General features: G+C 60.0%; 22 protein-coding genes and 1 tRNA gene. 12 read left to right on the top strand and 11 right to left on the bottom strand.

All coding sequences use genetic code 11. The features are described 5' to 3' along the window. Positions 1–59: 59 nt before the first annotated feature. Both MCRY_RS14365 and MCRY_RS14360 read right to left on the bottom strand, forming a co-directional pair. Complete coding sequence (locus MCRY_RS14365; protein ID WP_085631075.1) at positions 60–719, bottom strand: histidine phosphatase family protein; 660 nt, start codon at positions 717–719, stop codon at positions 60–62. A 74-nt stretch (positions 720–793) separates the two neighbouring features. After that, positions 794–1108, bottom strand: coding sequence for a DUF1476 domain-containing protein (locus MCRY_RS14360; protein WP_085631073.1), 315 nt, complete (start codon positions 1106–1108; stop codon positions 794–796). Between the two features lie 198 nt (positions 1109–1306). Here MCRY_RS14360 and purC point away from each other — a divergent pair, with 198 nt between their 5' ends. The 5 genes from purC (at position 1307) to MCRY_RS14335 (ending at position 6225) form a co-directional block, all read left to right on the top strand. Continuing rightward, positions 1307–2068, top strand: a complete 762-nt coding sequence (gene purC / locus MCRY_RS14355) for a phosphoribosylaminoimidazolesuccinocarboxamide synthase (RefSeq protein WP_085631071.1) — start codon at positions 1307–1309, stop codon at positions 2066–2068. A gap of 87 nt (positions 2069–2155) precedes the next feature. Next, a complete protein-coding gene (gene purS, locus MCRY_RS14350; RefSeq protein ID WP_085631069.1) occupies positions 2156–2386 on the top strand; it encodes a phosphoribosylformylglycinamidine synthase subunit PurS in 231 nt (76 codons plus the stop codon). After that, the gene (gene purQ, locus MCRY_RS14345) at positions 2386–3054 is read left to right on the top strand and encodes a phosphoribosylformylglycinamidine synthase subunit PurQ (RefSeq protein WP_085631066.1); all 669 of its coding nucleotides are present in this window, start codon (positions 2386–2388) and stop codon (positions 3052–3054) included. Before purS ends, purQ begins: the two co-directional genes overlap by 1 nt. An 88-nt stretch (positions 3055–3142) precedes the next feature. Then, positions 3143–4885 (top strand): sensor histidine kinase, encoded by a 1743-nt coding sequence (locus MCRY_RS14340; protein ID WP_238939608.1) that lies wholly within the window; start codon positions 3143–3145, stop codon positions 4883–4885. Between the two features lie 5 nt (positions 4886–4890). Then, entirely contained in the window at positions 4891–6225 is a 1335-nt protein-coding gene (locus MCRY_RS14335; RefSeq protein ID WP_085631062.1) for a sigma-54-dependent transcriptional regulator, read from the top strand. 56 nt (positions 6226–6281) lie between these two features. Here the strand turns inward: MCRY_RS14335 and MCRY_RS14330 are convergent, their stop codons facing one another. Both MCRY_RS14330 and rocF read right to left on the bottom strand, forming a co-directional pair. After that, positions 6282–7325, bottom strand: a complete 1044-nt coding sequence (locus MCRY_RS14330) for an ornithine cyclodeaminase (RefSeq protein WP_085631060.1) — start codon at positions 7323–7325, stop codon at positions 6282–6284. A gap of 10 nt (positions 7326–7335) precedes the next feature. Then, positions 7336–8259: an arginase gene (rocF, locus tag MCRY_RS14325; protein ID WP_085631058.1), complete on the bottom strand. Its 924-nt coding sequence runs from the start codon at positions 8257–8259 to the stop codon at positions 7336–7338. Between the two features lie 117 nt (positions 8260–8376). On the opposite strand from rocF, the gene MCRY_RS14320 reads away from it, so the two are divergent. Further along, the gene (locus MCRY_RS14320) at positions 8377–8805 is read left to right on the top strand and encodes an Lrp/AsnC family transcriptional regulator (protein ID WP_085631056.1); all 429 of its coding nucleotides are present in this window, start codon (positions 8377–8379) and stop codon (positions 8803–8805) included. On the opposite strand, the gene MCRY_RS14315 is transcribed toward MCRY_RS14320, so the two are convergent. Both MCRY_RS14315 and MCRY_RS14310 read right to left on the bottom strand, forming a co-directional pair. Beyond that, complete coding sequence (locus MCRY_RS14315; protein WP_171046100.1) at positions 8802–9251, bottom strand: disulfide bond formation protein B; 450 nt, start codon at positions 9249–9251, stop codon at positions 8802–8804. The two genes, MCRY_RS14320 and MCRY_RS14315, sit on opposite strands and share 4 nt — an antisense overlap. Positions 9252–9265: 14 nt before the next feature. Further along, positions 9266–9844: a YqaA family protein gene (locus tag MCRY_RS14310; RefSeq protein ID WP_085631052.1), complete on the bottom strand. Its 579-nt coding sequence runs from the start codon at positions 9842–9844 to the stop codon at positions 9266–9268. Between the two features lie 122 nt (positions 9845–9966). On the opposite strand from MCRY_RS14310, the gene MCRY_RS14305 reads away from it, so the two are divergent. Both MCRY_RS14305 and MCRY_RS14300 read left to right on the top strand, forming a co-directional pair. After that, a tRNA-Leu gene (locus MCRY_RS14305) sits at positions 9967–10052 on the top strand. Positions 10053–10247: 195 nt separating this feature from the next. Then, a complete protein-coding gene (locus MCRY_RS14300; protein ID WP_085631050.1) occupies positions 10248–12359 on the top strand; it encodes a DUF4214 domain-containing protein in 2112 nt (703 codons plus the stop codon). A 32-nt stretch (positions 12360–12391) separates the two neighbouring features. Here the strand turns inward: MCRY_RS14300 and MCRY_RS14295 are convergent, their stop codons facing one another. The 4 genes from MCRY_RS14295 to MCRY_RS14280 form a co-directional block, all read right to left on the bottom strand. Next, on the bottom strand, positions 12392–12700 hold the full coding sequence (locus MCRY_RS14295) for a c-type cytochrome (protein WP_171046101.1): 309 nt from the start codon (positions 12698–12700) through the stop codon (positions 12392–12394). 82 nt (positions 12701–12782) lie between these two features. Continuing rightward, positions 12783–14042: a vWA domain-containing protein gene (locus MCRY_RS14290; RefSeq protein WP_275296635.1), complete on the bottom strand. Its 1260-nt coding sequence runs from the start codon at positions 14040–14042 to the stop codon at positions 12783–12785. Beyond that, a complete protein-coding gene (locus MCRY_RS14285) occupies positions 14008–15114 on the bottom strand; it encodes an AAA family ATPase (protein ID WP_085631044.1) in 1107 nt (368 codons plus the stop codon). The genes MCRY_RS14290 and MCRY_RS14285 overlap by 35 nt, the downstream gene beginning before the upstream one ends. Then, the gene (locus MCRY_RS14280; protein ID WP_085631042.1) at positions 15111–15815 is read right to left on the bottom strand and encodes a hypothetical protein; all 705 of its coding nucleotides are present in this window, start codon (positions 15813–15815) and stop codon (positions 15111–15113) included. Before MCRY_RS14280 ends, MCRY_RS14285 begins: the two co-directional genes overlap by 4 nt. 99 nt (positions 15816–15914) lie before the next feature. Between MCRY_RS14280 and MCRY_RS14275 the strand changes: the two genes are divergently transcribed. The 4 genes from MCRY_RS14275 to MCRY_RS14260 are packed head-to-tail and all read left to right on the top strand — an operon-like array spanning position 15915 to position 20541. Beyond that, positions 15915–16571, top strand: coding sequence for an ABC transporter ATP-binding protein (locus tag MCRY_RS14275; protein WP_085631040.1), 657 nt, complete (start codon positions 15915–15917; stop codon positions 16569–16571). Next, the gene (locus MCRY_RS14270; RefSeq protein ID WP_409644945.1) at positions 16568–18964 is read left to right on the top strand and encodes an ABC transporter permease; all 2397 of its coding nucleotides are present in this window, start codon (positions 16568–16570) and stop codon (positions 18962–18964) included. The genes MCRY_RS14275 and MCRY_RS14270 overlap by 4 nt, the downstream gene beginning before the upstream one ends. Next, positions 18954–19994, top strand: coding sequence for a lipocalin-like domain-containing protein (locus MCRY_RS14265; protein WP_085631038.1), 1041 nt, complete (start codon positions 18954–18956; stop codon positions 19992–19994). The genes MCRY_RS14270 and MCRY_RS14265 overlap by 11 nt, the downstream gene beginning before the upstream one ends. Beyond that, positions 19987–20541 (top strand): pyridoxamine 5'-phosphate oxidase family protein, encoded by a 555-nt coding sequence (locus MCRY_RS14260; protein ID WP_085631037.1) that lies wholly within the window; start codon positions 19987–19989, stop codon positions 20539–20541. The genes MCRY_RS14265 and MCRY_RS14260 overlap by 8 nt, the downstream gene beginning before the upstream one ends. A 208-nt stretch (positions 20542–20749) precedes the next feature. Here the strand turns inward: MCRY_RS14260 and MCRY_RS14255 are convergent, their stop codons facing one another. Continuing rightward, a complete protein-coding gene (locus MCRY_RS14255; RefSeq protein WP_085631035.1) occupies positions 20750–21355 on the bottom strand; it encodes a nucleotidyltransferase family protein in 606 nt (201 codons plus the stop codon). Positions 21356–21362: the final 7 nt, after the last annotated feature.

Raw genomic sequence — 21362 nt, 5'->3', positions numbered from 1 at the left:
AGCGCGAGGACTGAGATAACCTGCGCGCGCGTCAGCGTGCTCATTTCCAACAGTCAGCGTCAGATATGCGTCTGGGCAAAAAGCCGTTCCGGCGTGTCCAGATGCGGTAGCGCGTTGAACTGGGTGAGGGCCAGTTGGCCTTCAAGCGGCAGCCACGAACTGACCGACGTGTTCTGAATGGACAGGCACACGTTACAAAAGGCGGGCATGTTCAATCCCAGTGTCAAACGCATCGCCATCCCGATCAACCCTCCTGAAGTCACCACAAGCGACCGGCCGGGCTGCGCGCTGATTTCGTCCAAAGCATCGCGTACGCGGTTCTCGAAATGGTCAAAAGCTTCTGGCGCCCCCTCAAGCTTGCCGTCCCGCCAATGACCGAACAGGCAGGGCAGATGGCGCACAAATCCTTCGCGATTGTTCGGCAGCGTGATCCCGTGCTGATCCGCCAAAAGCTGCGAGAGCGTGAAATACTCTAACTCGTTGAGCCGTTCGTCGCGCGTGATGTCGCCCGTCGTATCGGCGGCGATTCCATCCGCTGTTTCTACATGACGGCGTAGCGTGCCGGTCCAGACATGGGCGAAGACATCACCTTTCTGGCGGAAATGGTCGCCCAGCCAGCCCGATTGCTGGTGGCCAAGCGGGCTCAAACGGTCGTAGTCACCCTCGTCGCGGGCGCCGGTATTGGCCTGTCCGTGGCGGACCAGAACGATATGCGACATGCGACCTCGAACTATACTGGGACAAAATAAAACGCGCCCGACAAGCGGGCGCGTGGTAGCCTTGATCCGAAGGATCAGACCTCGTTCATGAGCTGCGCTTTGGCTTGGATCAACAGTTCCGCCATTTTCGCGCGAATCTCGTCGTCGCTGGCCTTGCCGCCAAGGTCGCCGGATACTTTCCGAACCACGTCTTCATGCCCGGCTTCCTCGAAATCCGCCTTGACCACTTCCTTGGCGTATTCGGCGGCCGCTTCTCCGGACTTGCCCATCAAATCAGCGGCCCAGAGACCCAGCAATTTGTTGCGGCGGGCCTCGGCTTTGAACTGCATTTCCGCATCGTGTGCGTATTTGTTCTCAAACGCGTTTTCGCGATCATCGAAGGTCGACATGAGGGTGCTCTCCCGGGGATGTGTTTCCTGTTGGTCTAGGTATGGCCCGACGCGACGGGCGGTTCAAGTCGTTGCGTTGCTTGCGGCACGACCCGGCATGCACTAAGAGGCACTCAACCGCAGCCGTTTTTTGCAAGTGTGGACGGTGATGCGCACTTCTTTTTCGTGCCATCCGGCGCATTGATAGAAAGACCCCACATGGCCCGTCGCAAGAAGATTTACGAAGGCAAAGCCAAGATCCTGTATGAAGGCCCCGAGCCGGGCACGATTGTCCAGTATTTCAAGGACGATGCGACAGCCTTCAACGCGGAAAAGCGCGATGTGATCGACGGCAAGGGCGTGCTCAACAACCGTCTGAGCGAGTTCTTTATGGTAGGGCTGAACTCTATCGGAGTCCCGACCCACTTTCTCAAGCGTTTGAACATGCGCGAGCAATTGGTCCGCCAGTGCGAAATCATCCCGCTTGAGGTCATTGTGCGCAATTTTGCCGCTGGCACGATGGCCAAGCGTCTGGGGATCGAAGAAGGCACGCCGTTGCCGCGTCCGATTGTCGAATATTGCTACAAGGACGACAAGCTGGGCGACCCGCTGGTCACCGAAGAGCATATCGCGGCCTTTGGCTGGGCCAGCCAGCAGGACATGGACGACATCCTGAGCCTTGCGCTGCGGGTCAACGATTTCATGTCAGGCTTGATGTACGGCGTGGGAATCAAACTGGTAGATTTCAAGATCGAAATCGGCCGCGTCTATGATGGTGATTTCCAGCGTCTCATCGTGGCAGACGAGATCAGCCCCGACAGCTGCCGTCTGTGGGACATCGAGACCGGGCGCAAGCTCGACAAGGATGTGTTCCGCCGCGATTTGGGCAATCTGGCCGATGCCTATACGGAAGTGGCCCGGCGTCTGGGTGTGATGCCGCAGAACGCGACACCGATGGAAAAGCCGAAGCTGATCAACTGACGCGGTGCCCGTGATGGGCGTCGCATTTGCATATTTGGAAAAAGAAGAAGGGGGACGGTCGCGCCCCCGGACAAGGCGGAGACGATCATGAAAGCACGGGTGCATGTGATGCTGAAGGATGGGGTGCTGGACCCGCAGGGCGAAGCGGTGCGGCACGCGCTTGGCGGACTTGGGTTTGCCGGCGTTGAAAAGGTGCGTCAGGGCAAGGTGATCGAACTCGATCTGGCGGATGGCACAACCGAAGACGCCGTACGCGAGATGTGTGAAAAGCTGCTCGCGAACACGGTGATCGAAAGCTATCAGATCGAGATGAGCTGATGCGCGCGGCGGTAATCGTATTTCCGGGTTCGAACTGCGACCGGGACTTGGCCGTGGCGTTCCGCGAGGCCGGATGTCAGGTCGAAATGGTCTGGCACAAAGACACCACTTTGCCATCAGGGATCGACCTGATCGGCATTCCGGGCGGGTTCTCCTTTGGTGACTACCTGCGTTGCGGCGCGATTGCCGCCAACTCACCGATCTGTGCCGAGGTCAAAGCGCATGCGGACCGTGGTGGGTTTGTTCTGGGCATTTGCAATGGATTTCAGGTCTTGACCGAAACCGGCCTGCTGCCGGGGGCCTTGTTGCGCAACGCTGGTCTCAAGTTCATTTGTCGCACAGAGCTTTTGACTGTGGGCACAGCAGAGAGCGTGTTTACAGGCGGCTATCAGGTTGGCCAACAGATCGACATTCCGATCGCGCATCACGATGGCAATTACATCGCGTCGGACGACGTCGTGGCGCGACTTACGGATGAAGATCGTATCGCGTTCCGCTACGCCGATAATCCAAACGGATCGACTGCGGACATCGCCGGTATCCTGTCATCCAACCGGCGTGTGCTTGGCATGATGCCGCATCCAGAACGGGCGGCTGATGAAAAGCATGGCGGCACCGACGGCAAAGCCATGTTCACCTGCATCGCGAGCGCGCTTGCGGCGGTATAGTGCCTGTTGACGCATCCGTGACGCGGCGCCGCTTGAGAGGCGGTGTGGATTTGCATATTCTGCCGCAATGGCCAAACGCGCTTCAGTGATGCGAGACACCACCCGGACAGGGTCTCTGTCCTGGAGGGTACGTGTTGCGTTGATGCTTTTGACCGCTGTTGCGGTCGCCACTGTCTTTGTCACCAACCGTTTTCTGACTGACCGATTCACCGAAAGCACCCGCAATCGCGCGGAACTTCGACTGGCGCTCTATTCCGGCAACCTGGTGTCCGAGTTGCGGCGCAATGCGATCGTGCCGCAGCTTCTGGCCCGGGACCCCGCGCTGATCGGGGCGTTGAATTCCGGCGATTTCTCTCAAAGTTCGCAACGTCTGATTTCGTTTGTGGATGAGATCGGAGCGGCCTCTTTGATGCTGCTCGACCGCGATGGCCGTACCGTGGCGGCAACCAGTCGCGAACGCCTTGGCGAACAGCACCGCAGTGCGGGCTATTTTGTCGAAGCGCTTCGGTCCAATGCCACGGTCTTTACCTCGCAGCGCCAAGAGGTGGGCAGCTACAATTTCAGCTATTCCCGCCGCATCGAAAGTCAGGGCCAATCCATCGGCGTGATTGTGGTCGAGGTCGATCTTGCCAAGTTCGAACGCGCTTGGGCGGGGATTTCCGATGCGGTGCTCGTGACCAACAGCGAGGGCGAAATCATCCTTGCCACCGAGCCGCGATGGCGTGGACAGACCGTGGCCACTGCGCTGGAACGCGAACCCGCAGACAGTGCTATCGAACGCGCGATCCGCGCCACCGCGGATTGGACCGCGCTGCCTGCGGATGCCTATTTTCAGGGTGAGGCGGTGATGCGCATCGAGGGCCGTATCCCGTTCCGCGGCTGGAACATGGTGTCTTTCACCACCTATTCCAGCGTGCGCGAACGGGTCAACGCGGTGCTGGCGCTCGAAATCATGGGATTCGCGATTCTGCTGGCGCTGGCCTTCTATGCGCTCAGCCGCAAGACGGCGTTGCGCATGGCTCTTTTCCAGCGCGAGTCGGCAGAGCTTCGCGCATTGAACCAGAGGCTGCAGCGGGAAATCGCCGAACGCGAACGGGTACAGGAAACGCTGGCTGTGGCCGAACAGACGCTCGCTCAGAGCTCCAAACTCGCCGCTTTGGGCGAGATGTCGGCCGCGGTCAGTCACGAACTGAACCAACCCTTGGCCGCGATGAAGACCTACCTGGCGGGCGCCAAACTGTTGATGCGCCGCAACCGAACCGAGGAGGCGCAGGCCGCGTTTAGTCGGATCGACGATCTGATTGAACGCATGGGGGGCATCACGCGCCAGCTCAAAAGCTACGCACGCAAGGGGCAAGAGGCATTTTCCCCAGTGAATATGGGCGATGCGCTGGCCTCCAGCCTGTCTATGATGGAGCCCCAGCTGAAATCTCGTAAGGTCAAGATCACCAAGATCCTGCCCGAAGACAGGGTGTTGGTGATGGGCGACCGGATGCGGATTGAACAGGTGATGATCAACCTCCTGCGTAACGCGCTGGATGCCACCAAGACGGTCTCCGACCCGCAGCTTGAGATCATTCTCGCCAGTGGTGAGACCGCGACGCTCACCATACGGGACAACGGGCACGGAATCGAAGACCTCGATGCGCTGTTCGAGCCGTTCTACACCACCAAGCAACCGGGTGATGGCGTGGGGCTGGGTCTTGCCATTTCCTCGGGGATCGTCAACGACCTTGGGGGACGGCTGCTGGCCCGCAACGCTGAAGGTGGTGGCGCGGTGTTCGAAATGCAGTTGCCGATATTGAACGACCAAACGCAGGCGGCGGAGTGACCCCTATGGGAAAAGCCATGAAGATTGCCATTGTCGACGACGAAAAGGACATGCGCCAGTCGATCAGCCAATGGCTGGCACTGTCAGGCTATGACACCGAAACCTTCGCCAGCGCCGAAGAGGCCCTTGGCACGCTTGGTGCGGATTATCCGGGCATCGTGATTTCCGACATCAAGATGCCGGGCATGGATGGCATCCAGCTGTTGCGCAAGCTGATGGGATCGGATTCGGCGCTACCTGTCATCATGATCACCGGCCACGGCGATGTGCCGATGGCGGTCGAAGCGATGCGCATCGGGGCTTTCGATTTCCTCGAAAAGCCGTTCAATCCGGACCGCATGTCGGACTTGGCGAAGAAAGCCACCAACGCGCGCCGCCTGACGCTCGACAATCGGGCGCTGCGTCGCGAGTTGGGCGATGGCAGCCAGATGATGCGCAAGCTGATCGGGTCCAGCCCCGCAATGGAGCGGCTGCGCGAAGACATCTTGGATTTGGGGCAGGCCGATGGGCATGTGCTGATCGACGGGGAAACCGGCACAGGCAAGACATTGGTGGCGCATGCGCTGCACGCAGTGGGCAGCCGGGCGGGAAAGAAATTCGTTCTGATCTCGTGTGCGGCGATGGATCAGGACACGTTGATCCAGCGCTTGTTCGGTCCGATGTTGCCCGAGGACAATCGTTTGCCTGCGGTCGAAGAGGCCCGAGGCGGCACGCTGGTGCTGGAAGACATCGAGGCCCTCTCGGACGCCGCACAAGCGCGGTTGCTGACCATGATCAACGATCAGGGCACACCGCCGGAAACCCGCATTGTCGCCATCTGCAACCTGCAGGACGAGGGGCGCACCTGCGAAGACGCGCTGCGCCCGGACCTCTATTATCGCCTCGCCGCGCTCAAGATCACTGCGCCGCCGCTGCGCAATCGGGGTGAGGATATCCTGACGTTGTTCACCGCTTTGGCAGACCAGTTCGCGGATGAATATGGGTGTGAAGCCCCGCAGGTCAGCGCGCAGGAAGCGGCACAGTTGCTGCAAGCGCCGTGGCCCGGAAATGTGCGACAGTTGATCAACCTTGCGGAACGCGCGGTGCTGCAATCGCGGCGCGGAACGGGCACCATCGCATCGCTGCTGATGTCCGACCATGACGAGATGCAGCCGGTGATGACCACCGAAGGCAAGCCGCTCAAGGAATATGTCGAAGCATTTGAACGCATGTTGATTGACAACACCATGCGCCGCCATCGCGGGTCGATTGCGTCGGTTATGGACGAGCTGTGCCTGCCACGCCGGACGTTGAACGAAAAGATGGCCAAGTACGGCTTGCAGCGCTCTGATTACCTTTAGGCGGGCAAGCCCTTTCGAAAGGGCTTGGGACGGATTTTCAAAAATCCGTCCCGCGCTTACCCAGCCGCGCGCATCAGCATACCATACAGATCCCGCGGATTGTCCGGGTCTGCCAGCAGGTCCAACGGCAGGTTTAACCCGGTCTCGCGGGTCAGGTCATGCACCACTCGCAGGGCCGAGAAATCCTCAATGGCAAAACCGACGCTGTCAAACAGTGTGATTTCGCGCGCATCGCGGCGGCCGGCTGCCGTGCCAGCGATCACTTGCCACAGCTCTGTCACCGGATGGTCTGCGTCCAACTGCTGGATCTCGCCCTCAATGCGGGTCTGTGGTGGGTATTCCACAAAAATCGACGATCGATGCAGGATCGCTGCCGCCAGTTCCGTCTTGCCTGGGCAGTCGCCGCCGATGGCGTTGATATGCACGCCGCTGCCGACCATGTTGTCGGTCAGGATGGTCGCGTATTGTTTGTCGGCGGTGCAGGTCGTCAGGATTTGCGCGCCTTCGATGGCCTCTTCGGCGCTATTGCAGGCAAAGACGCTAAGGCCCGTAGCCGCAAGGTTGGCCGCGCATTTGACCGTGGCGTCGGGATCTTTGTCGTAAAGCCGCACTGTGGTGATACCGCAGATGGCCTGCATCGCGATGCTCTGAAACTCCGCCTGCGCGCCATTGCCGATCATTGCCATTGTGGTCGCGCCTTCGGGGGCAAGGTGCTTCGCGGCGACAGCCGACATCGCAGCGGTGCGCAGCGCGGTGAGCAGGGTCATCTCGGACAAAAGAACCGGATAGCCCGTATCCATATCCGCCAGCAGCCCAAAGGCCGTCACGGTCTGTAACCCCTCGGATGTGTTTTTTGGATGCCCATTCACGTATTTGAACGCGTAAAGCGTGTCATTCGCGGTGGGCATCAGTTCGATCACGCCTACGGGGCTGTGCGCGGCGACGCGGGGCGTTTTGTCGAAACTTTCCCAGCGTCGGAAATCCTCTTCGATGGCCTCTGCGATACGGCGGATCATTTCGGCCAGCCCCACGCGATGCACAAGTTGCATCATGTGGTCGACGGATACAAACGGCACCAAAGCCTTGTCTGACGGTTGCATTCAGACCTCCTCAGATCATGCGCGGGGTGGGGCGGTCAAAGATGCGGCGGCCCAGTGCGGACGCGGCAAGATCGACCATCAATTGCGCTGTGCGCCCGCGTTCGTCGAGCATCGGGTTCAGTTCCACCAGATCAAGCGAGGTCATCAGCCCGCTGTCGCACAGCATTTCCATCACCAGATGTGCCTCTCGCACCGTGGCGCCGCCGGGCACCGTGGTGCCCACGGCAGGCGCATAGGCCGGGTCGATAAAGTCCACATCCAACGACACATGCAGCGCGCCGCCCGCCTTGGCGACATCCGCCAAGAACGGCTTGAGCAAGGCAGCCACACCGGATTCGTCAATGGCCCGCATGTCGTAGCCGCGCACACCTGTGCCAGCCATCAGGTCGCGTTCTGGCAGATCGACCGAGCGTAACCCGATGATGCAGGTTTGGCTGGGCGGCACGGTGGCGGGCAGGGCAGGGAAGCCGTCAAACCCGCCTTGCCCCGTAGCATAAGCCAGCGGTGTGCCATGCAGGTTGCCTGAGGCTGTGGTTTCAAGCGTGTTGAAATCGCTATGCGCATCCAGCCACAGCACGAATTGCGGACGGTCCTCGGCTTCTGCATGCGCCGCAACGCCGGGCACGGTGCCCAGAGACAGCGCGTGATCGCCACCCAGAAAGATCGGCAAACCTTGCTGCATCGCATCCTGCGCCGTGCGCATCAAAGCCGTGGTCCAGCCGATGGTTTCCGACAGGTTCACCAAACCGTCCCGTTCGGCGATGTCGTTGGCATCCGGCGCGACATTGCCCAGATCGGTGACGCGGTGCCCAAGTGCGGTCAAGGCGCTCGCGATCCCGGCTGTGCGGTAGGCGTCGGGGCCCATCAGGCAGCCTTTGCTGGCCTTACCACAATCAAGCGGCGCGCCGACCAATACGATGTTTTGTGACTGCATCAATCCTGTCCTCATACTATTTGAACGGTGTATAGAATGCAGATCGGGTAACCAGGAACTGGTCAAAGTGATCAATTTGACATACTATTGATCACTTTGATAAGATGTTGGATCGAAATGGACAGCTCTGATAAACGATTGATCTCAGTCCTTCGCCACAATGGCCGTGCATCGGTGTCGGACCTGGCCACAACGCTCAATCTATCCCGAGCCACGGTTCGATCGCGGCTGGATCGCTTACAAGCCTCGGGGGATGTGGTGGGGTTCACCGTTGTCCTTAAGGAAGACGTGGCCCACGATCCGGTGCGTGCATTGATGATGATCGGCATCGAAGGACGCGGGACGGACCGTGTTATCCGTCAGCTCACGGCGTTGCCGCAAGTGCGGGCGTTGCATTCCACCAATGGGCGCTGGGACGTGATCGCAGAACTTGGAACTGAAACGCTCGAAGCGCTGGACGATGTGCTGTCCTGCATCCGCAAATTCGATGGGATATCTCAGTCAGAAACGTCGTTGTTGCTGTCGACCCGGAAAAGCGGGGCCTAGGCAGGCTTGCGTGCTGCCGCGATCCACAGGGCCATCAGCACCAGTGAAATCACCATGTTCCAGCTGGCCATCGACAGACCGAACATCTCCCAAGGCACCTCGTCACAGCGCACCAAGGGTGCACTCATGATCTGGTCGAACAGCTCATCCGTCGACAGCCCGCCGATAGGACCCGCAGTACAGGTGGTCGGACCTTCCCACCAGCCGCGCTCGACCCCGGTGTGATAGGCCCCGACCGCGGCCGTGGCGAATGCGGCCAGTGCGCCCAACCAAGCCAGCGTTGCGTTACCGAACCGCAGTGCAACCGCCCCAATCGCAATCGCCACGACATGGGGATAACGCTGCCAGATACACAGCTTGCAGGGGGGCAGACCACCAATGTGCTGAAATGCCAAAGCGCCCAGCATCAAGGCAAGCGATCCGCCTGCGGCAAGTAGCATCAGCATTCGACGGTTCAGTGTCACAGGAATCTTACCATGTAGAAGCCTCCAAGCAGAACCACGACAAACAGCGTGAACATCAGCCCCAACCGCTTTTCAATAAAGGCTCTGACCGGTGCGCCGAATGCCCGCAACAGACCTGCTACCACAAAGAAGCGCAAGGCCCGCGCGATCACGGATGTGACAACGAAGGTCGTCAAAGGCATGGCCGTCCAACCCGACATGATGGTGATGACCTTGTACGGGAACGGCGTCACGCCCGCGATCAGCACCGCCCAGAAGCCAACGCCGTTGAAGCGATCATTGAATTCCGCCATCGAATCGGCTTTTCCAAGCGCGCTCAGAATCGGCTCGCCCAAAGCCTCGTAAAAGAAGTAGCCAATCGCGTAGCCCAGCATTCCACCCAGCACCGACGACACCGTGGCCACCAAAGCGATCACCCATGCCCGCGAGGGCCGTGCAAGGATCATCGGGATCATCAATACGTCGGGGGGAATCGGAAAGACCGAGCTTTCGACAAAGGCCACGACAGCAAGCACCCATAGGGCCCGAGGGTGGTCGGCCATCGACATGGTCCACTGGTACAGACGCTGTAACATAACGGCTCCGGAAACGGGTTGCAGGGCTAAGATCACGCGCCGCAGGACGGGTCAAGTCCACAGCATGGAAATGCGTTTTTGCGCTGGACGAGCGGAATGAGCTTGGGTAGGGATTGCGCGTGGCCCAAGTGGCGGAATGGTAGACGCAGGGGATTCAAAATCCCCCGCTGGCAACAGCGTGCGAGTTCGAGTCTCGCCTTGGGCACCACTTTAACAACCTCCTTCTTTACCGGTTCAGGTTGTCTGCCGCGTGCAGTCGACGCGTAACGCGGCAGTGCTTGCCGTTTTCCATGTATTGCGGGACGCATTGGACTGAAAAATAGTTGATGCAGAGCCGCGTTTCGCCAAACTGAATCCCGTCGCTGACGTTGCGTCATGCGATCTTTGGGGGAAGGTAAGTTCAATGGATAAAACACTGATTATTGTGCTCGACGAGTTTACCGAGCGTGTTTTCGAGTACTCGAACGTAACCCTGTTCGATTATGGTTTTTTGGACGAAGTCACTTTCTATGACTATGTGTCGAACGGGTTGGGCACGATTGATGAAACCCAAACCACGCTGACCGATCCCACGGGGGGATTTTATCGGGTCACACCTGATGATTTCGAATACAGTTTCGAGCGCGATCGTGACTTCAAGGAAGAAGCCACCGTTCAGTTCAACGGACAGGAAGCGGTTGCGCAGACGTATTTTGATTTCGTGCGCGTGGGGCAGGCTTCACAAGACATTCCAGCGCATGGAGATTGGGTGATCGAAGCGATTACACAGCGCTTGATCGACCCGTCCATGACAGAAATACTCGCTATCGATGTCGGTCTTGAAACCGGTCAGTTCCTGTTGCCATTTCAAGATGTCACCACGACCTTTGATGGCGTCGATTACACGGAACCGGCGATGATCGCGGTGGTCTTCGAGTTTCTTCAGACCTTTGATGCGGCTAGCAATCCGGCCTCGGATATCACCTATTTACCCGCTGCGTTGACGGTGTCTTTGGGGGGGAACACAGTCGAAGAAGCTGAACTCAATACGCTCGACTTTTTCGAACTGCTGGAGGTGCCGATCTTCCAGGCTTCTGCGAATACGGGCCAAGGCGGTGTCGATTGGGGCAGTGTCTACCAGAACGTCATCAATGTCGGCGCTTGGAACGTGGCCGGGAACGGCGAGCTGATGCTGTCGTCCTTCGAAAGCTTGCCGAATGTCGATATGGCCGGGGACGGCGTGGTCAGCCGTGCGGATTGGGGCACGGAATTCGGGACGTCCTTCGCTACACCGAAAATCGCGGCTGAATTCATCAATCTGGCGAATGATGTGATCGCTGATCTGAACGCACAGGGAAGCCGCGTTGCAGATTTTTTCAACACCACGTATCTGCCGCCCAGCTATTCGCAATTGGTGGCGACAGCGATCCCTGCTTTGAGCACCGATATGCTGGTCACATTCGACGATCCCACAGCAGGGCTTGCGCTGCTTCCGATCAGCAATGTGACACTGGCCGAGAACGGGCTGACACCCCGCACGGTTGAGGGCTTCGACACAGGGCTGACCGGCAGCACGATTGCGGCGCTCGAACTGATCCCCGACAGCACGTCACCGACAAACGGTCGCGATTTCCTGACCGGTGGCACAGGGGGCGAAACCCTGAGTGCGTTGGACGGGAATGACACCGTAACCGGTCTTGGCGGAAACGACGTGCTGAACGGTGGTCCGGGTATCGACACGGCGATCTTCTCGGGTCCGCAATTCGCCTACACGCTTGTCCTTGAACCGGGGGAAACACGGCTGGTCGATCGCAGGCCGGATGTGAACGGCACGGATACCCTGATCAATATCGAGTTTCTGGATTTCACGGTGGATGAACAGGATGGTCCGTTCAACCTCCAGCAATTTGGTGGTGTGGCCAGCCTGTCGGCGCAGGATTTCGAAAGCTTCATCGAGCTTTACATCGCGTATTTCAACCGTGCGCCGGATGCGGTCGGGTTGAACTTCTGGGGCACCGCCTTTGCCAATGGCACCACGTTAGAGACAATGGCGTCGCTATTCGTGGATCAAACCGAGACACGTGCAACCTATCCCGATGGGACCTCGAACACGGAATTCGCGACATCGGTCTATAACAACGTACTGGGTCGCACGCCGGATCAGGGGGGCATCGACTTCTGGGTTGGTTTGCTGGACGGAGGAGGCGTGTCGCGCGATCAGTTCATTCTGGAGGTTCTACGTGGTGCCAAATCCGAATTGAAACCGGAAGAGGGGCAGGCCTTTGTCGATCAGCAATTGCTGGACCGGGCGTATCTAGAGAACAAGGTCGATATCGGCGCGTATTTCGCCGTACATCTCGGGATGTCGAACGTAGACAATGCAACAGCCGCAATGGCTCTGTTCGATGGGACGCAAGACAGCATCAGCGAAGCCTTTGCTGCCATAGATACCCAGTATCAAACGGCGCTCGACCCCGAACTGGGTGAATTCCTTGTCCAGGTGATCGGCGTACTGGACCCACCGGCCATTGCTTGACCGACGGGCGCGGCGCGAACTTTGCGCCGCGCTCATTCCTCGAGTGACGCGATATAGGCAACCATGTCGTCAATATTGCCGCCGATCATGTACTCACTATAGCGTGGCATATCCGAATGGATCGGTTGCATGATGCGCGCGCGGATCTGCTCGGGTGACCGGTAGACAGCAATAGCGGCAAAGCTGGGGGGCTCTTGTTTGAACGGGCCGCTGGGTTCCACCATATGACAAGTCGCGCAATATTCCTCGGCGATCTGACGTCCCATGGTGACATTGGCCTCTTGTGCCACAGCCATACCTGACAAGGTAATCGCAGCGATTGTTAGACTTGCGCGGACCATCATCCCCTCCATCGGTTACGCCCCTTTTGACCATGCTACGCCCCAGCGCGGCATCCGGCAAAGGATTTGGCGCAATTCCGTCCTACCGCGCCATAACAAGCAGCGTGCCAAAGGTCGGAGCCCGGGTGACGGGGGTGGGAACTGCCCAGATCACCGGATACCAGGGCGCGGCAGGCAGGGGCGCATCAAGATCGGTCAGCACGATGAGCAGCGAGGGATCAAGGTTTTGACTGGCCTCGAACACTGGTGCGAAATCCGTGCCGCCACCACGTCGGATATCGAGACGATTGAGCGCGTCTGCATTCGCCAACCGAGTCTGGCTATGAAGCGTCGTGTCAAAGCCCCAAAGATGCATTTCGGCGTCATTGCGTCGCTGAATGCCAAGAACCTCGGCTGCAAAAAGATCAAGCTGCGTGTCCGTGACCGAACTTGACGTATCCAGCGCCAGAATAATCCGGGGGCGGCGCATGTCTCGGGCAAGGCCCGGCTGAAAGGCCGGGGACGGCGCACCTGTGGGGCGTGCCAAGGCCTCTTGAGCCACCCAACGTGCGGCGGGTCGTTTATGTGACAGGCGCGGAACGTCGCTCACGGCTTTGAGCAGCAAACGCCGCAAATGCCGCTCCCAAGGAATTTGCGAGGCTGGCAGATCGCCGAACCGGATCAGCGCCGGGCCGATGCCGATCCCAGCAGACTGGCCCAATTCCAATGCCTGTTCGACGCGCGTTGCCCAGACATCGCTTTGTGTCTCAAAGGCTCCTTTACTGGTCAGGTCCGCCGCGAATTTTCTTTTGATCATATAGTCTTCGACGGCGGGGTTCACGTGTGACGGGTCCCCCTCCAACGGGGCCGCCAGCGCGTGATACAGACGGTCCGTGTCCCAATCGGCAAGAATGTTGGGCGCAACCGTTTCAAGTCCGGGCAGCAGGTCGATCAACTCTTTCGCCCGAACCGCGGGCCTTGGCAGCGCGTGTCCACCGGCCAGCAGTGCCTCATTGACCATCGCGTCCGCCGCGAGCGTGTAGAGCCTTGGTTTGAACCCACGCCCCAGCCGCGACGCCATCTCAGCTTGTCGCGCCGAATGGCGCAGTGCAACGTGCAATACATGATGCGCAGTCAGGCCGATCTGTTCCGGTGGCGAGAGTTGCGTGAAGGACGGGCCATAATAGATTGTGTCTCCATTGGTTTCCGTCTGACCTTCATGGTCGCGATGGGTGCACCACAGCGCCAGCGCGGCAATCGCTGGATCAACCTCGCCCATTTGGATCAAGGCCATTCGTGCGCGTCGGCTGTGCTGACCCGACACCGGATTAAAGCGCCCCGGTCTCGGCTCGCGCCTGGGCATAGTCAGCATAGGCCTCGGAGCCTCGGAACGCTTCTTGCAACCCTTGCGCCAGTGCCTTGCGGATCAATAGTTCGAAGCCAAAGCTGGACAACTCGCCCAAGGGAAGCGCCTGAACCCGGTCTGATTTCAGCGTTCGGATATCCGCCATAACGTCGATCACGCCCGCAATCGTGTCAGCCTCGGTCTGTGCCACCAGCCCATAGATCAACCCGACCAACCCGTTTAATGTGTCGGGGTACAGATCCACCCGTTGCGCGCGGGGGGCGGCAAGCATGTCCTGCACTGTCACCATCGCGTCCAACTCATCCGCCACGCGGGCGAATTCGGCAGCCGGGGCAACGCCAATGGTCCCTGCGACCATCGTATCGCGGATACGGCGGTCGGGAACTGCCTGCATGATCTGGCTCACCCGTTCCCATGACCGGGGAGTGCAGGCGATCATCTCGCTACGCCGCAGGCTGTCTTCTGTGGTGTCCAGAAGATCCGGGCGCGACCTCAGGAACGCCGTAACAGCCGGGTGCAGCGACTGGTCCACCGCATAGCGTTCCAGCCAGTCCTTGGCATTTGCCGTGACATGCAAATGCACCAGACGGTCAGACAGAGCGGTGCCCATCTCATAGGCCAAGGCACCATCCTCGACCGTATTGCCCGCCGCTACGATGAACACGCTGTCGGGCAGGGTATGTCTCCCGACCCGGCGTTCCTGCAAAAGACCGTAGACGGTTGGTTGCAAATAGGGCGATGCAGCAGTCAATTCATCAAGAAACAGCACGGCAGGCCGGTCCGGTTGATCGGGCAAATCCTCGGGCCGATACCACAGGGTTTTGCGAGTTTCGTGATCGTAATAGGGCAACCCCCGCAGGTCTTGGGGTTCGATCGTGGTCAGGCGAATGTCGTAAAGTTCCGCTCCGATATGGGTCGCAAGTGTCTGGACCAGCTGCGTTTTGCCGACGCCGGGTTTGCCATGCAGCATCCATGACGTGGTCAACGCCCCGCTGTCTTGCGCCTCCCATGCCGCGCGCAGGACTTCCAGTGCATCACCCGCGGACAAGGTCTGGGCGTTCACGCTCATGCCGGGGCCTCCTGCGGTGCAGGGCTGTCCAGCAGCGCCGCCAATCGGGCATGACCCGACACGCCCCGTGCGTCAAAACTGACCGATCGCAGATACACGTCCTCGCGCAGATTGGCGGTGTGCAAAAGGCGTTCCGTGAATTCTTCGTCAAACAGCTCTGCAGCGATCAGATCCCGCTCCTCTGGCGTTAACGACAGGATGCGTGGCTTGCCATCGCGGGTCTGCAAAGACACTAGGGTCAAGGGTGTCACATGGGCCAATTCGGATTGCTCGACCACGAGCATCACCTCGCCGCTGGTCTGTCCCCGCAGCGCCGCCAGCTTGGTCAACACGCGTCGCGCGCGGTAGCTCAGCGTATCCTGCACCCGCGCTGCTTGGTCTTCGTCCATCAGTGTCTTGCGCTTCTCGGCCGAGACCCGCAGCACCTTCATCTCGAAAAACCCGATCACGATGATCATCGCCACCGGAGCCTGCGAAATCGGCAAAGCCAGATCGCGCCAGATGAACATGGCGATCACGAAAGGCGACAACGCGATGAAATAGCGGAGCGGTTCGTTCTCCATGATGACCCTTAGGTTCAGGCCAAGCCCGCCGCCTTTGGGCAAGAACGCAATACGATGCAGCACCTTGCGCGGGACAGATCCGGTCGCAAGCGCCTTGGGGTTCCAGACTGTATCTGGGGATAGGATGAACGCACTCATGGCTACCGAGGTAGCACCCGGATCACACGCGGCAAAGTGCGGCGGTGCTTTTTGTGTCTCTGGGCTTTTCCTTTCCCGTCCGCGTGATAGCTCAGGCGCATGGTGTTGACTGTTCATGACGTGACAAAATCCTTTCCCGGAGCGGAGGGCGATGTCCCTGTGCTGCGCGGCGTGTCTTTGTCGCTGGAGCGCGGCGAGACTTTGGCCCTGACTGGCGAGTCCGGTTCTGGAAAAAGCACGCTTCTGCATCTCATCGGAGGGCTGGATCGCGTTGACAGCGGTTCGATCACGGTTGCGGGCCGCGAGATCACGACGATGAGCGACACCGATCGCGCGGCTTTGCGGCGCAGCGATGTCGGCGTGATTTTCCAACAGTTCAACCTGATCCCGTCACTGACCGTTGAGGCAAATATCGCCTTTCAGGCGCGTCTGGCCGGGGCGTTTGATGCCGACCACGCTGCGCGTTTGTCCAAGGCGTTGGGCCTGACCGAACATCTGGCCAAGTACCCCGAAGCGTTGTCCGGTGGTCAGCAGCAGCGCGTGGCCATTGCCCGGACGCTCACCGCGCGTCCCAAGTTGGTCTTGGCGGATGAGCCGACCGGCAATCTTGACGAGGCCACGGCATCGGAAGTCTTGGGCCAAATGCTGCGCCTTGTGCGCGAGACCGGTGCTGCACTTTTGATGGTGACCCATTCGAGCAGCGTCGCCCGCAGGATGGAGCGGCATGTGAATCTTAGTCAGGGACACGTGGTGTGATCGCGACAGCTTTGACCGCGTTGTTGTCTCATTGGCGCTGCAACAGGTTGCAGTTTTTTGCAATGATTGCAGGACTGGCGCTGGCCACGGCGCTTTGGTCCGGGGTTCAGGCCATCAACGCCGAGGCACGCGCCAGCTACGATGCCGCCGCCGCCACCTTGGGCGAAGGTCAGTTCGACCAGCTTCTGCCCCGCAGTGGAGAGAAGATCGACCAAGCCACCTATATCGCCCTGCGCCGTGCTGGCTGGCAGGTGTCACCTGTGCTTGAAGGTCATGTGCGCACCGAAGAAGGCCGCGTGCGGGTGGTGGGCGTCGATCCGCTAACCGCGCCGGGCACGATTGCCCCGGTGGGGATGCAGGAAGACTCCAACCTCGACGATTTCCTGACCCGCGGTGTGCTGTTTGCAGCGCCCGACGTGGCAGAGGCTTTGAGCGGTGTGGTTTCGCAGCGGGTTATCACCGACCCATCCGTTGCGCCGGGTGTGGCGCTGACGGATATTGGCGTGGCGCAAACCCTGCTTGATGCCCACAACCAACTCAGTCGCCTCATCATCGCGCCCATGCAACCGATGGGCCTGCCAGACATCGCCGCAGTAGCACCGGATTTGGCGCTCCAGCCTGCGCAGGACGCGGGTGCGGATCGGCTTACCGACAGCTTTCACCTCAATCTGACCGCCTTTGGCTTGCTGAGCTTCGCCGTTGGCATCTTTATCGTGCACGGCACGATCAGCCTTGCTTTCGAACAGCGGCGCAGCATGGTGCGCACCTTGCGTGCGTTGGGAGTACCTCTGACCACGTTGATCGGATTGATGATCTCGGAACTGGTTGTGTTTGCCGTGCTGGCAGGCGGGATCGGCGTAGCCTTGGGTTATGTCATCGCGGCAGTGCTTTTGCCCAACGTCGCAGCGACCTTGCAAGGGCTCTATGGTGCATCTGTCGCCGGCACGCTGCAATTGCGCCCTGAATGGTGGCTTTCGGGTATGGCGATCGCGGTTCTGGGCACTGGGTTCGCCGCTTCGGGTGCGCTGTGGAATATCGCGCAGATGCCGCTACTGGCAAGCGCGCGTCCCCGCGCTTGGGCCGTGGCCTCGGGTGAGACCGCGCGTCGGCTGGGCGCTGTGGCTTTGGCGCTGTTGGTGATCGGGACTGGCATCGCGATCTGGGGGCAGGGGTTGACGCTGGCCTTTGCCCTTCTGGCCTGCCTGTTGATCGGCGCGGCGCTGATCCTGCCACTTCTCTTGCGCAGTGCGGTTATGCTGGCTGACGGTCAGGCGCGCTCTGCAATGTGGCAGTGGTTCTGGGCCGACACCCGCCAACAGGTGCCCGGGATGAGCCTTGCATTGATGGCGTTGTTGCTGGCGACGGCTGCGAATGTCGGTGTCTCGACCATGGTGTCGAGCTTTCGTGTTACCTTTGTTGATTTCCTTGACCAGCGGCTGGCGCCTGAGCTGTTCATCCGGATCGAAGATCCGGCGCAAAGCCCTTATCTGGAAGCGATCCTTTTGTCTGAGGCGCAGGAAGTCTTGCCGCTTCTGTCGGTCGAGACTGAAATCGCCGCGGTGCCCACTGACTTATTCGGCGTGCGCGTCGGCCCCACCTATCGCGAGAACTGGTTGTTCCTCGACGAGGCTGAGGATGTCTGGGATCGGGTCGAAACCGGCAACGCGGTGGTGGTGAGCGAACAGCTGGCCCGACGCGCCGGGATTTGGACAGATGATCTGGTGACCGTTGCGCCGGGTCTGAGTCTGCCCATCGCGGCCATCGTGGCCGATTACGGCAATCCATTGGGGCAGGCGTTGATCTCAGAGCCGCTGTTTCGCAATCTCTACCCAGAGATGCAGCCGCTTTCTTTCGGGGTGCGGTCAAATGATCCAACCACTTTACGCAATGTGCTGACCGAGGAACACGGCATTCCCGAAAGCGCGATCACGGACCAGTCGCGGATCAAGGCGTTCTCTTTGGGCGTGTTTGAACGCACCTTCACCGTCACGGGGGCGTTGAACGTGCTGACGCTGGCCGTGGCCGCCTTTGCCATTTTGATGAGCCTGCTGACCCTAGCGTCAATTCGTGTGCCGCAACTGGCCCCGGCATGGGCACTTGGGCTGACGCGGCGCAGGCTGGGACAGTTGGAGTTGCTGCGCGCGGTGGTGTTGGCGATGGTGACAACTGTTCTGGCAATCCCGCTCGGTCTGATGCTGGCTTGGGTGCTATTGTCTTACGTGAATGTCGAGGCGTTTGGCTGGAAGCTGCCTCTCTACCTGTTCCCTGGCCATTACGCCGTGCTCACGCTCTTTGCGCTGCTCGCCGCTGCGCTGGCCGCCCTCTGGCCTGCGATCCGCCTGGCCAGAACGCCGCCGTCTGACTTGCTCAAGGTGTTCGCCAATGATCGTTAGGGCATTTCTTTTGATCCTATGGCTGCCCGTTCAGGCGATGGCACAGGGCTTTGCAGGGCTCGGCACCGATGCCGAGGGCTTTGCGGTGCCGACGCCAAACCCGGTATTCGATTTCCCGCAGGACCACGGCGCGCATCCCGACTACCGGATCGAGTGGTGGTACCTGACCGCCAACCTGACGGGGCCGGACGGTACGGCGTACGGTGTGCAATGGACGCTCTTTCGGTCTGCGCTTGCCCCCGAAACCCGCGAAGGCTGGTCCGATCCGCAGGTCTGGTTCGCCCATGCCGCTGTGACCACGCCCGATACGCACCTCGTTGCCGAACGCATCGCGCGGGGCGGGATTGGTCAGGCCGGGGTCACGGTGCAACCTTTTGAGGCCTGGATCGACGATTGGCGCATGGCGGGGGCGTCCTTTGACGACCTGACCCTCACCGCGCGTGGCGACGCGTTTGCCTATGACTTGGGGCTTACGGCCAATGGCCCGCTGATCTTTCATGGTGACACGGGATTTTCCGTGAAGTCCGCACAGGGACAGGCAAGCTACTATTACTCGCAACCGTTCTACGAGGTTTCGGGCACGCTGACTCTTCCGCAAGGCGATGTGCCCGTCACCGGTGCGGCGTGGCTTGACCGGGAATGGTCGTCCCAGCCCCTGGCAGATAGCCAATCCGGCTGGGATTGGTTTTCACTGTCCTTCGCGACGGGCGACAAACTGATGGGCTTTTTGCTGCGCGAGGACGATGGCGCATCGTTTTCCTCGGCCACGTGGATTGCAGCGGATGGGACCACCACATCCTATGCAGATGGCGCCTTCGCAGCCCAACCGCTTGATTGGTCCAAGGTTTCGGGACGCGACGTGCCGACCCGGTGGGCGGTGCAATTGCCCGACAAAGGCATCGACGTGACCGTAACCGCACTCAACCCCAACGCCTGGATGGCGCTGTCGATCCCGTATTGGGAAGGGCCGGTGACGGTCGAAGGATCACACACTGGGCGCGGCTATCTGGAGATGACAGGCTATGAGTGACCCACACGACCTTGTTGCCTTTCTGGACCTCGGCTGGCAGCGGCTGACGCGCGGGGTGGCAGACCGGCGCGCTGCTGCGCGGCACCCGGTCTTTGCCACCGTGTCTTCCGATGGCGCACCAGAAGCGCGTACGGTCGTCCTCCGAGGAGCCAACCGGCACGATGGCACGGTTGAGGTCCACACCGATGGCGGGTCGGACAAGGTCACATCCCTGCGGTCTAATTCGCGCGCGCAGTTGATGGTCTGGGATGACAAGGCCAAGCTGCAAATTCGGTTGTCCACACGCGTCACGATCTTGCACGGCGGGGATGTCGCCGACCGCTGGCAGAACGTGCCGGACGGATCGCGCATGGCGTACGGTGCATCTCCGCCCCCGGGCACACCGATTCCAAACGCACATGCCTATACCAAACTGGCAAGCCTCGACTGGTTCACGGTACTGACCTGCCGAATCGAATCGATTGAGCTCATGCAGTTGATCGACCCGCACAGACGTGCTGTTTTTATGGCGAATGACGACTGGACCGGAGAGTGGCGGGTTCCTTGATCTCTACTTTCCTGCGTTCAAGGTGGCTCGTGTTCACAATTCTGGCATTTTTGTCTTGCTTTGAAGTCTTTCTTGAGTAGTGTCTCCGCTACCGACGAAAGTCGCGGCAGTTATACAGCCGATTGCGCCCGAAAGTGGCAGCGATTGGACAGAATGGGACGGCAGGGGAGAGCCGTCCCATTTTTTTTATCCGCAAACTTATCCACATTTACCGATCTGGGTTGTTTGCCCGCCAGAGGATCCACGCGTCGGGTGTATCCAGATCAGTCAGGGCATGTTCGCCGGGCAGGGCGACTCGAATCAAACGGTGCCGGTTGGCCTTTAGAATCGTCCGCGCGCCTGCGTCGCCGGTCAGCGATTCGAACTCGGACATCAGGTCGGTTGGGAAAATCACCGGGTGGCCGGGCGTGCCATCTGCCCCGGTGGCCTGTACGAGAAATTCGCCACTGGCGTCCTCGAAGGCCTGCATCACTTGGCGCAGGTCATCTTCCGTCAGGTCGGGCATGTCTGCGGGCAGGATCAAAACCCCCTCGGCATTGTCTGGCACCGCTGCCGTGGCATGACGCAATGAGGCGGACATTCCGTCGGCTGCATCGGGCACCGGGATCTGCCGTACTGCCAAGCCTTCCAACACCTCAGCACGAGGGTGGGTCGCAGAGGGCAGGGTGACGATCACATCGCCGCTGACTGCCAAAGCGCGCGCGGCCACTCCGCGCAAAAGGGCCACCCCGTCCACAGGTTCAAGCAGCTTGTCTCGATCGCCCATCCGGCGGCTGGCTCCGGCGGCGGGAATCACGAATGTTATCTGGGTCATGCCCTCA

This window comes from Marivita cryptomonadis (assembly GCF_002115725.1).
GTDB lineage: Bacteria > Pseudomonadota > Alphaproteobacteria > Rhodobacterales > Rhodobacteraceae > Marivita > Marivita cryptomonadis.
Note: the sequence above shows the minus strand (reverse complement) of the source record. Positions and strands in the feature narration are given on the sequence as shown.

Excerpts from the sequence above, each read along its gene's own strand:
- MCRY_RS14365 (WP_085631075.1), bottom strand. The coding sequence starts at position 719 with ATGTCGCATATCGTTCTGGTCCGCCACGGACAGGCCAATACCGGCGCC.
- MCRY_RS14360 (WP_085631073.1), bottom strand. The coding sequence starts at position 1,108 with ATGTCGACCTTCGATGATCGCGAAAACGCGTTTGAGAACAAATACGCA.
- purC (WP_085631071.1), top strand. The coding sequence starts at position 1,307 with ATGGCCCGTCGCAAGAAGATTTACGAAGGCAAAGCCAAGATCCTGTAT.
- purS (WP_085631069.1), top strand. The coding sequence starts at position 2,156 with ATGAAAGCACGGGTGCATGTGATGCTGAAGGATGGGGTGCTGGACCCG.
- purQ (WP_085631066.1), top strand. The coding sequence starts at position 2,386 with ATGCGCGCGGCGGTAATCGTATTTCCGGGTTCGAACTGCGACCGGGAC.
- MCRY_RS14340 (WP_238939608.1), top strand. The coding sequence starts at position 3,143 with ATGCGAGACACCACCCGGACAGGGTCTCTGTCCTGGAGGGTACGTGTT.
- MCRY_RS14335 (WP_085631062.1), top strand. The coding sequence starts at position 4,891 with ATGGGAAAAGCCATGAAGATTGCCATTGTCGACGACGAAAAGGACATG.
- MCRY_RS14330 (WP_085631060.1), bottom strand. The coding sequence starts at position 7,325 with ATGCAACCGTCAGACAAGGCTTTGGTGCCGTTTGTATCCGTCGACCAC.
- rocF (WP_085631058.1), bottom strand. The coding sequence starts at position 8,259 with ATGCAGTCACAAAACATCGTATTGGTCGGCGCGCCGCTTGATTGTGGT.
- MCRY_RS14320 (WP_085631056.1), top strand. The coding sequence starts at position 8,377 with ATGGACAGCTCTGATAAACGATTGATCTCAGTCCTTCGCCACAATGGC.
- MCRY_RS14315 (WP_171046100.1), bottom strand. The coding sequence starts at position 9,251 with ATGCTGATGCTACTTGCCGCAGGCGGATCGCTTGCCTTGATGCTGGGC.
- MCRY_RS14310 (WP_085631052.1), bottom strand. The coding sequence starts at position 9,844 with ATGTTACAGCGTCTGTACCAGTGGACCATGTCGATGGCCGACCACCCT.
- MCRY_RS14300 (WP_085631050.1), top strand. The coding sequence starts at position 10,248 with ATGGATAAAACACTGATTATTGTGCTCGACGAGTTTACCGAGCGTGTT.
- MCRY_RS14295 (WP_171046101.1), bottom strand. The coding sequence starts at position 12,700 with ATGGTCCGCGCAAGTCTAACAATCGCTGCGATTACCTTGTCAGGTATG.
- MCRY_RS14290 (WP_275296635.1), bottom strand. The coding sequence starts at position 14,042 with ATGCCCAGGCGCGAGCCGAGACCGGGGCGCTTTAATCCGGTGTCGGGT.
- MCRY_RS14285 (WP_085631044.1), bottom strand. The coding sequence starts at position 15,114 with ATGAGCGTGAACGCCCAGACCTTGTCCGCGGGTGATGCACTGGAAGTC.
- MCRY_RS14280 (WP_085631042.1), bottom strand. The coding sequence starts at position 15,815 with ATGAGTGCGTTCATCCTATCCCCAGATACAGTCTGGAACCCCAAGGCG.
- MCRY_RS14275 (WP_085631040.1), top strand. The coding sequence starts at position 15,915 with ATGGTGTTGACTGTTCATGACGTGACAAAATCCTTTCCCGGAGCGGAG.
- MCRY_RS14265 (WP_085631038.1), top strand. The coding sequence starts at position 18,954 with ATGATCGTTAGGGCATTTCTTTTGATCCTATGGCTGCCCGTTCAGGCG.
- MCRY_RS14260 (WP_085631037.1), top strand. The coding sequence starts at position 19,987 with ATGAGTGACCCACACGACCTTGTTGCCTTTCTGGACCTCGGCTGGCAG.
- MCRY_RS14255 (WP_085631035.1), bottom strand. The coding sequence starts at position 21,355 with ATGACCCAGATAACATTCGTGATTCCCGCCGCCGGAGCCAGCCGCCGG.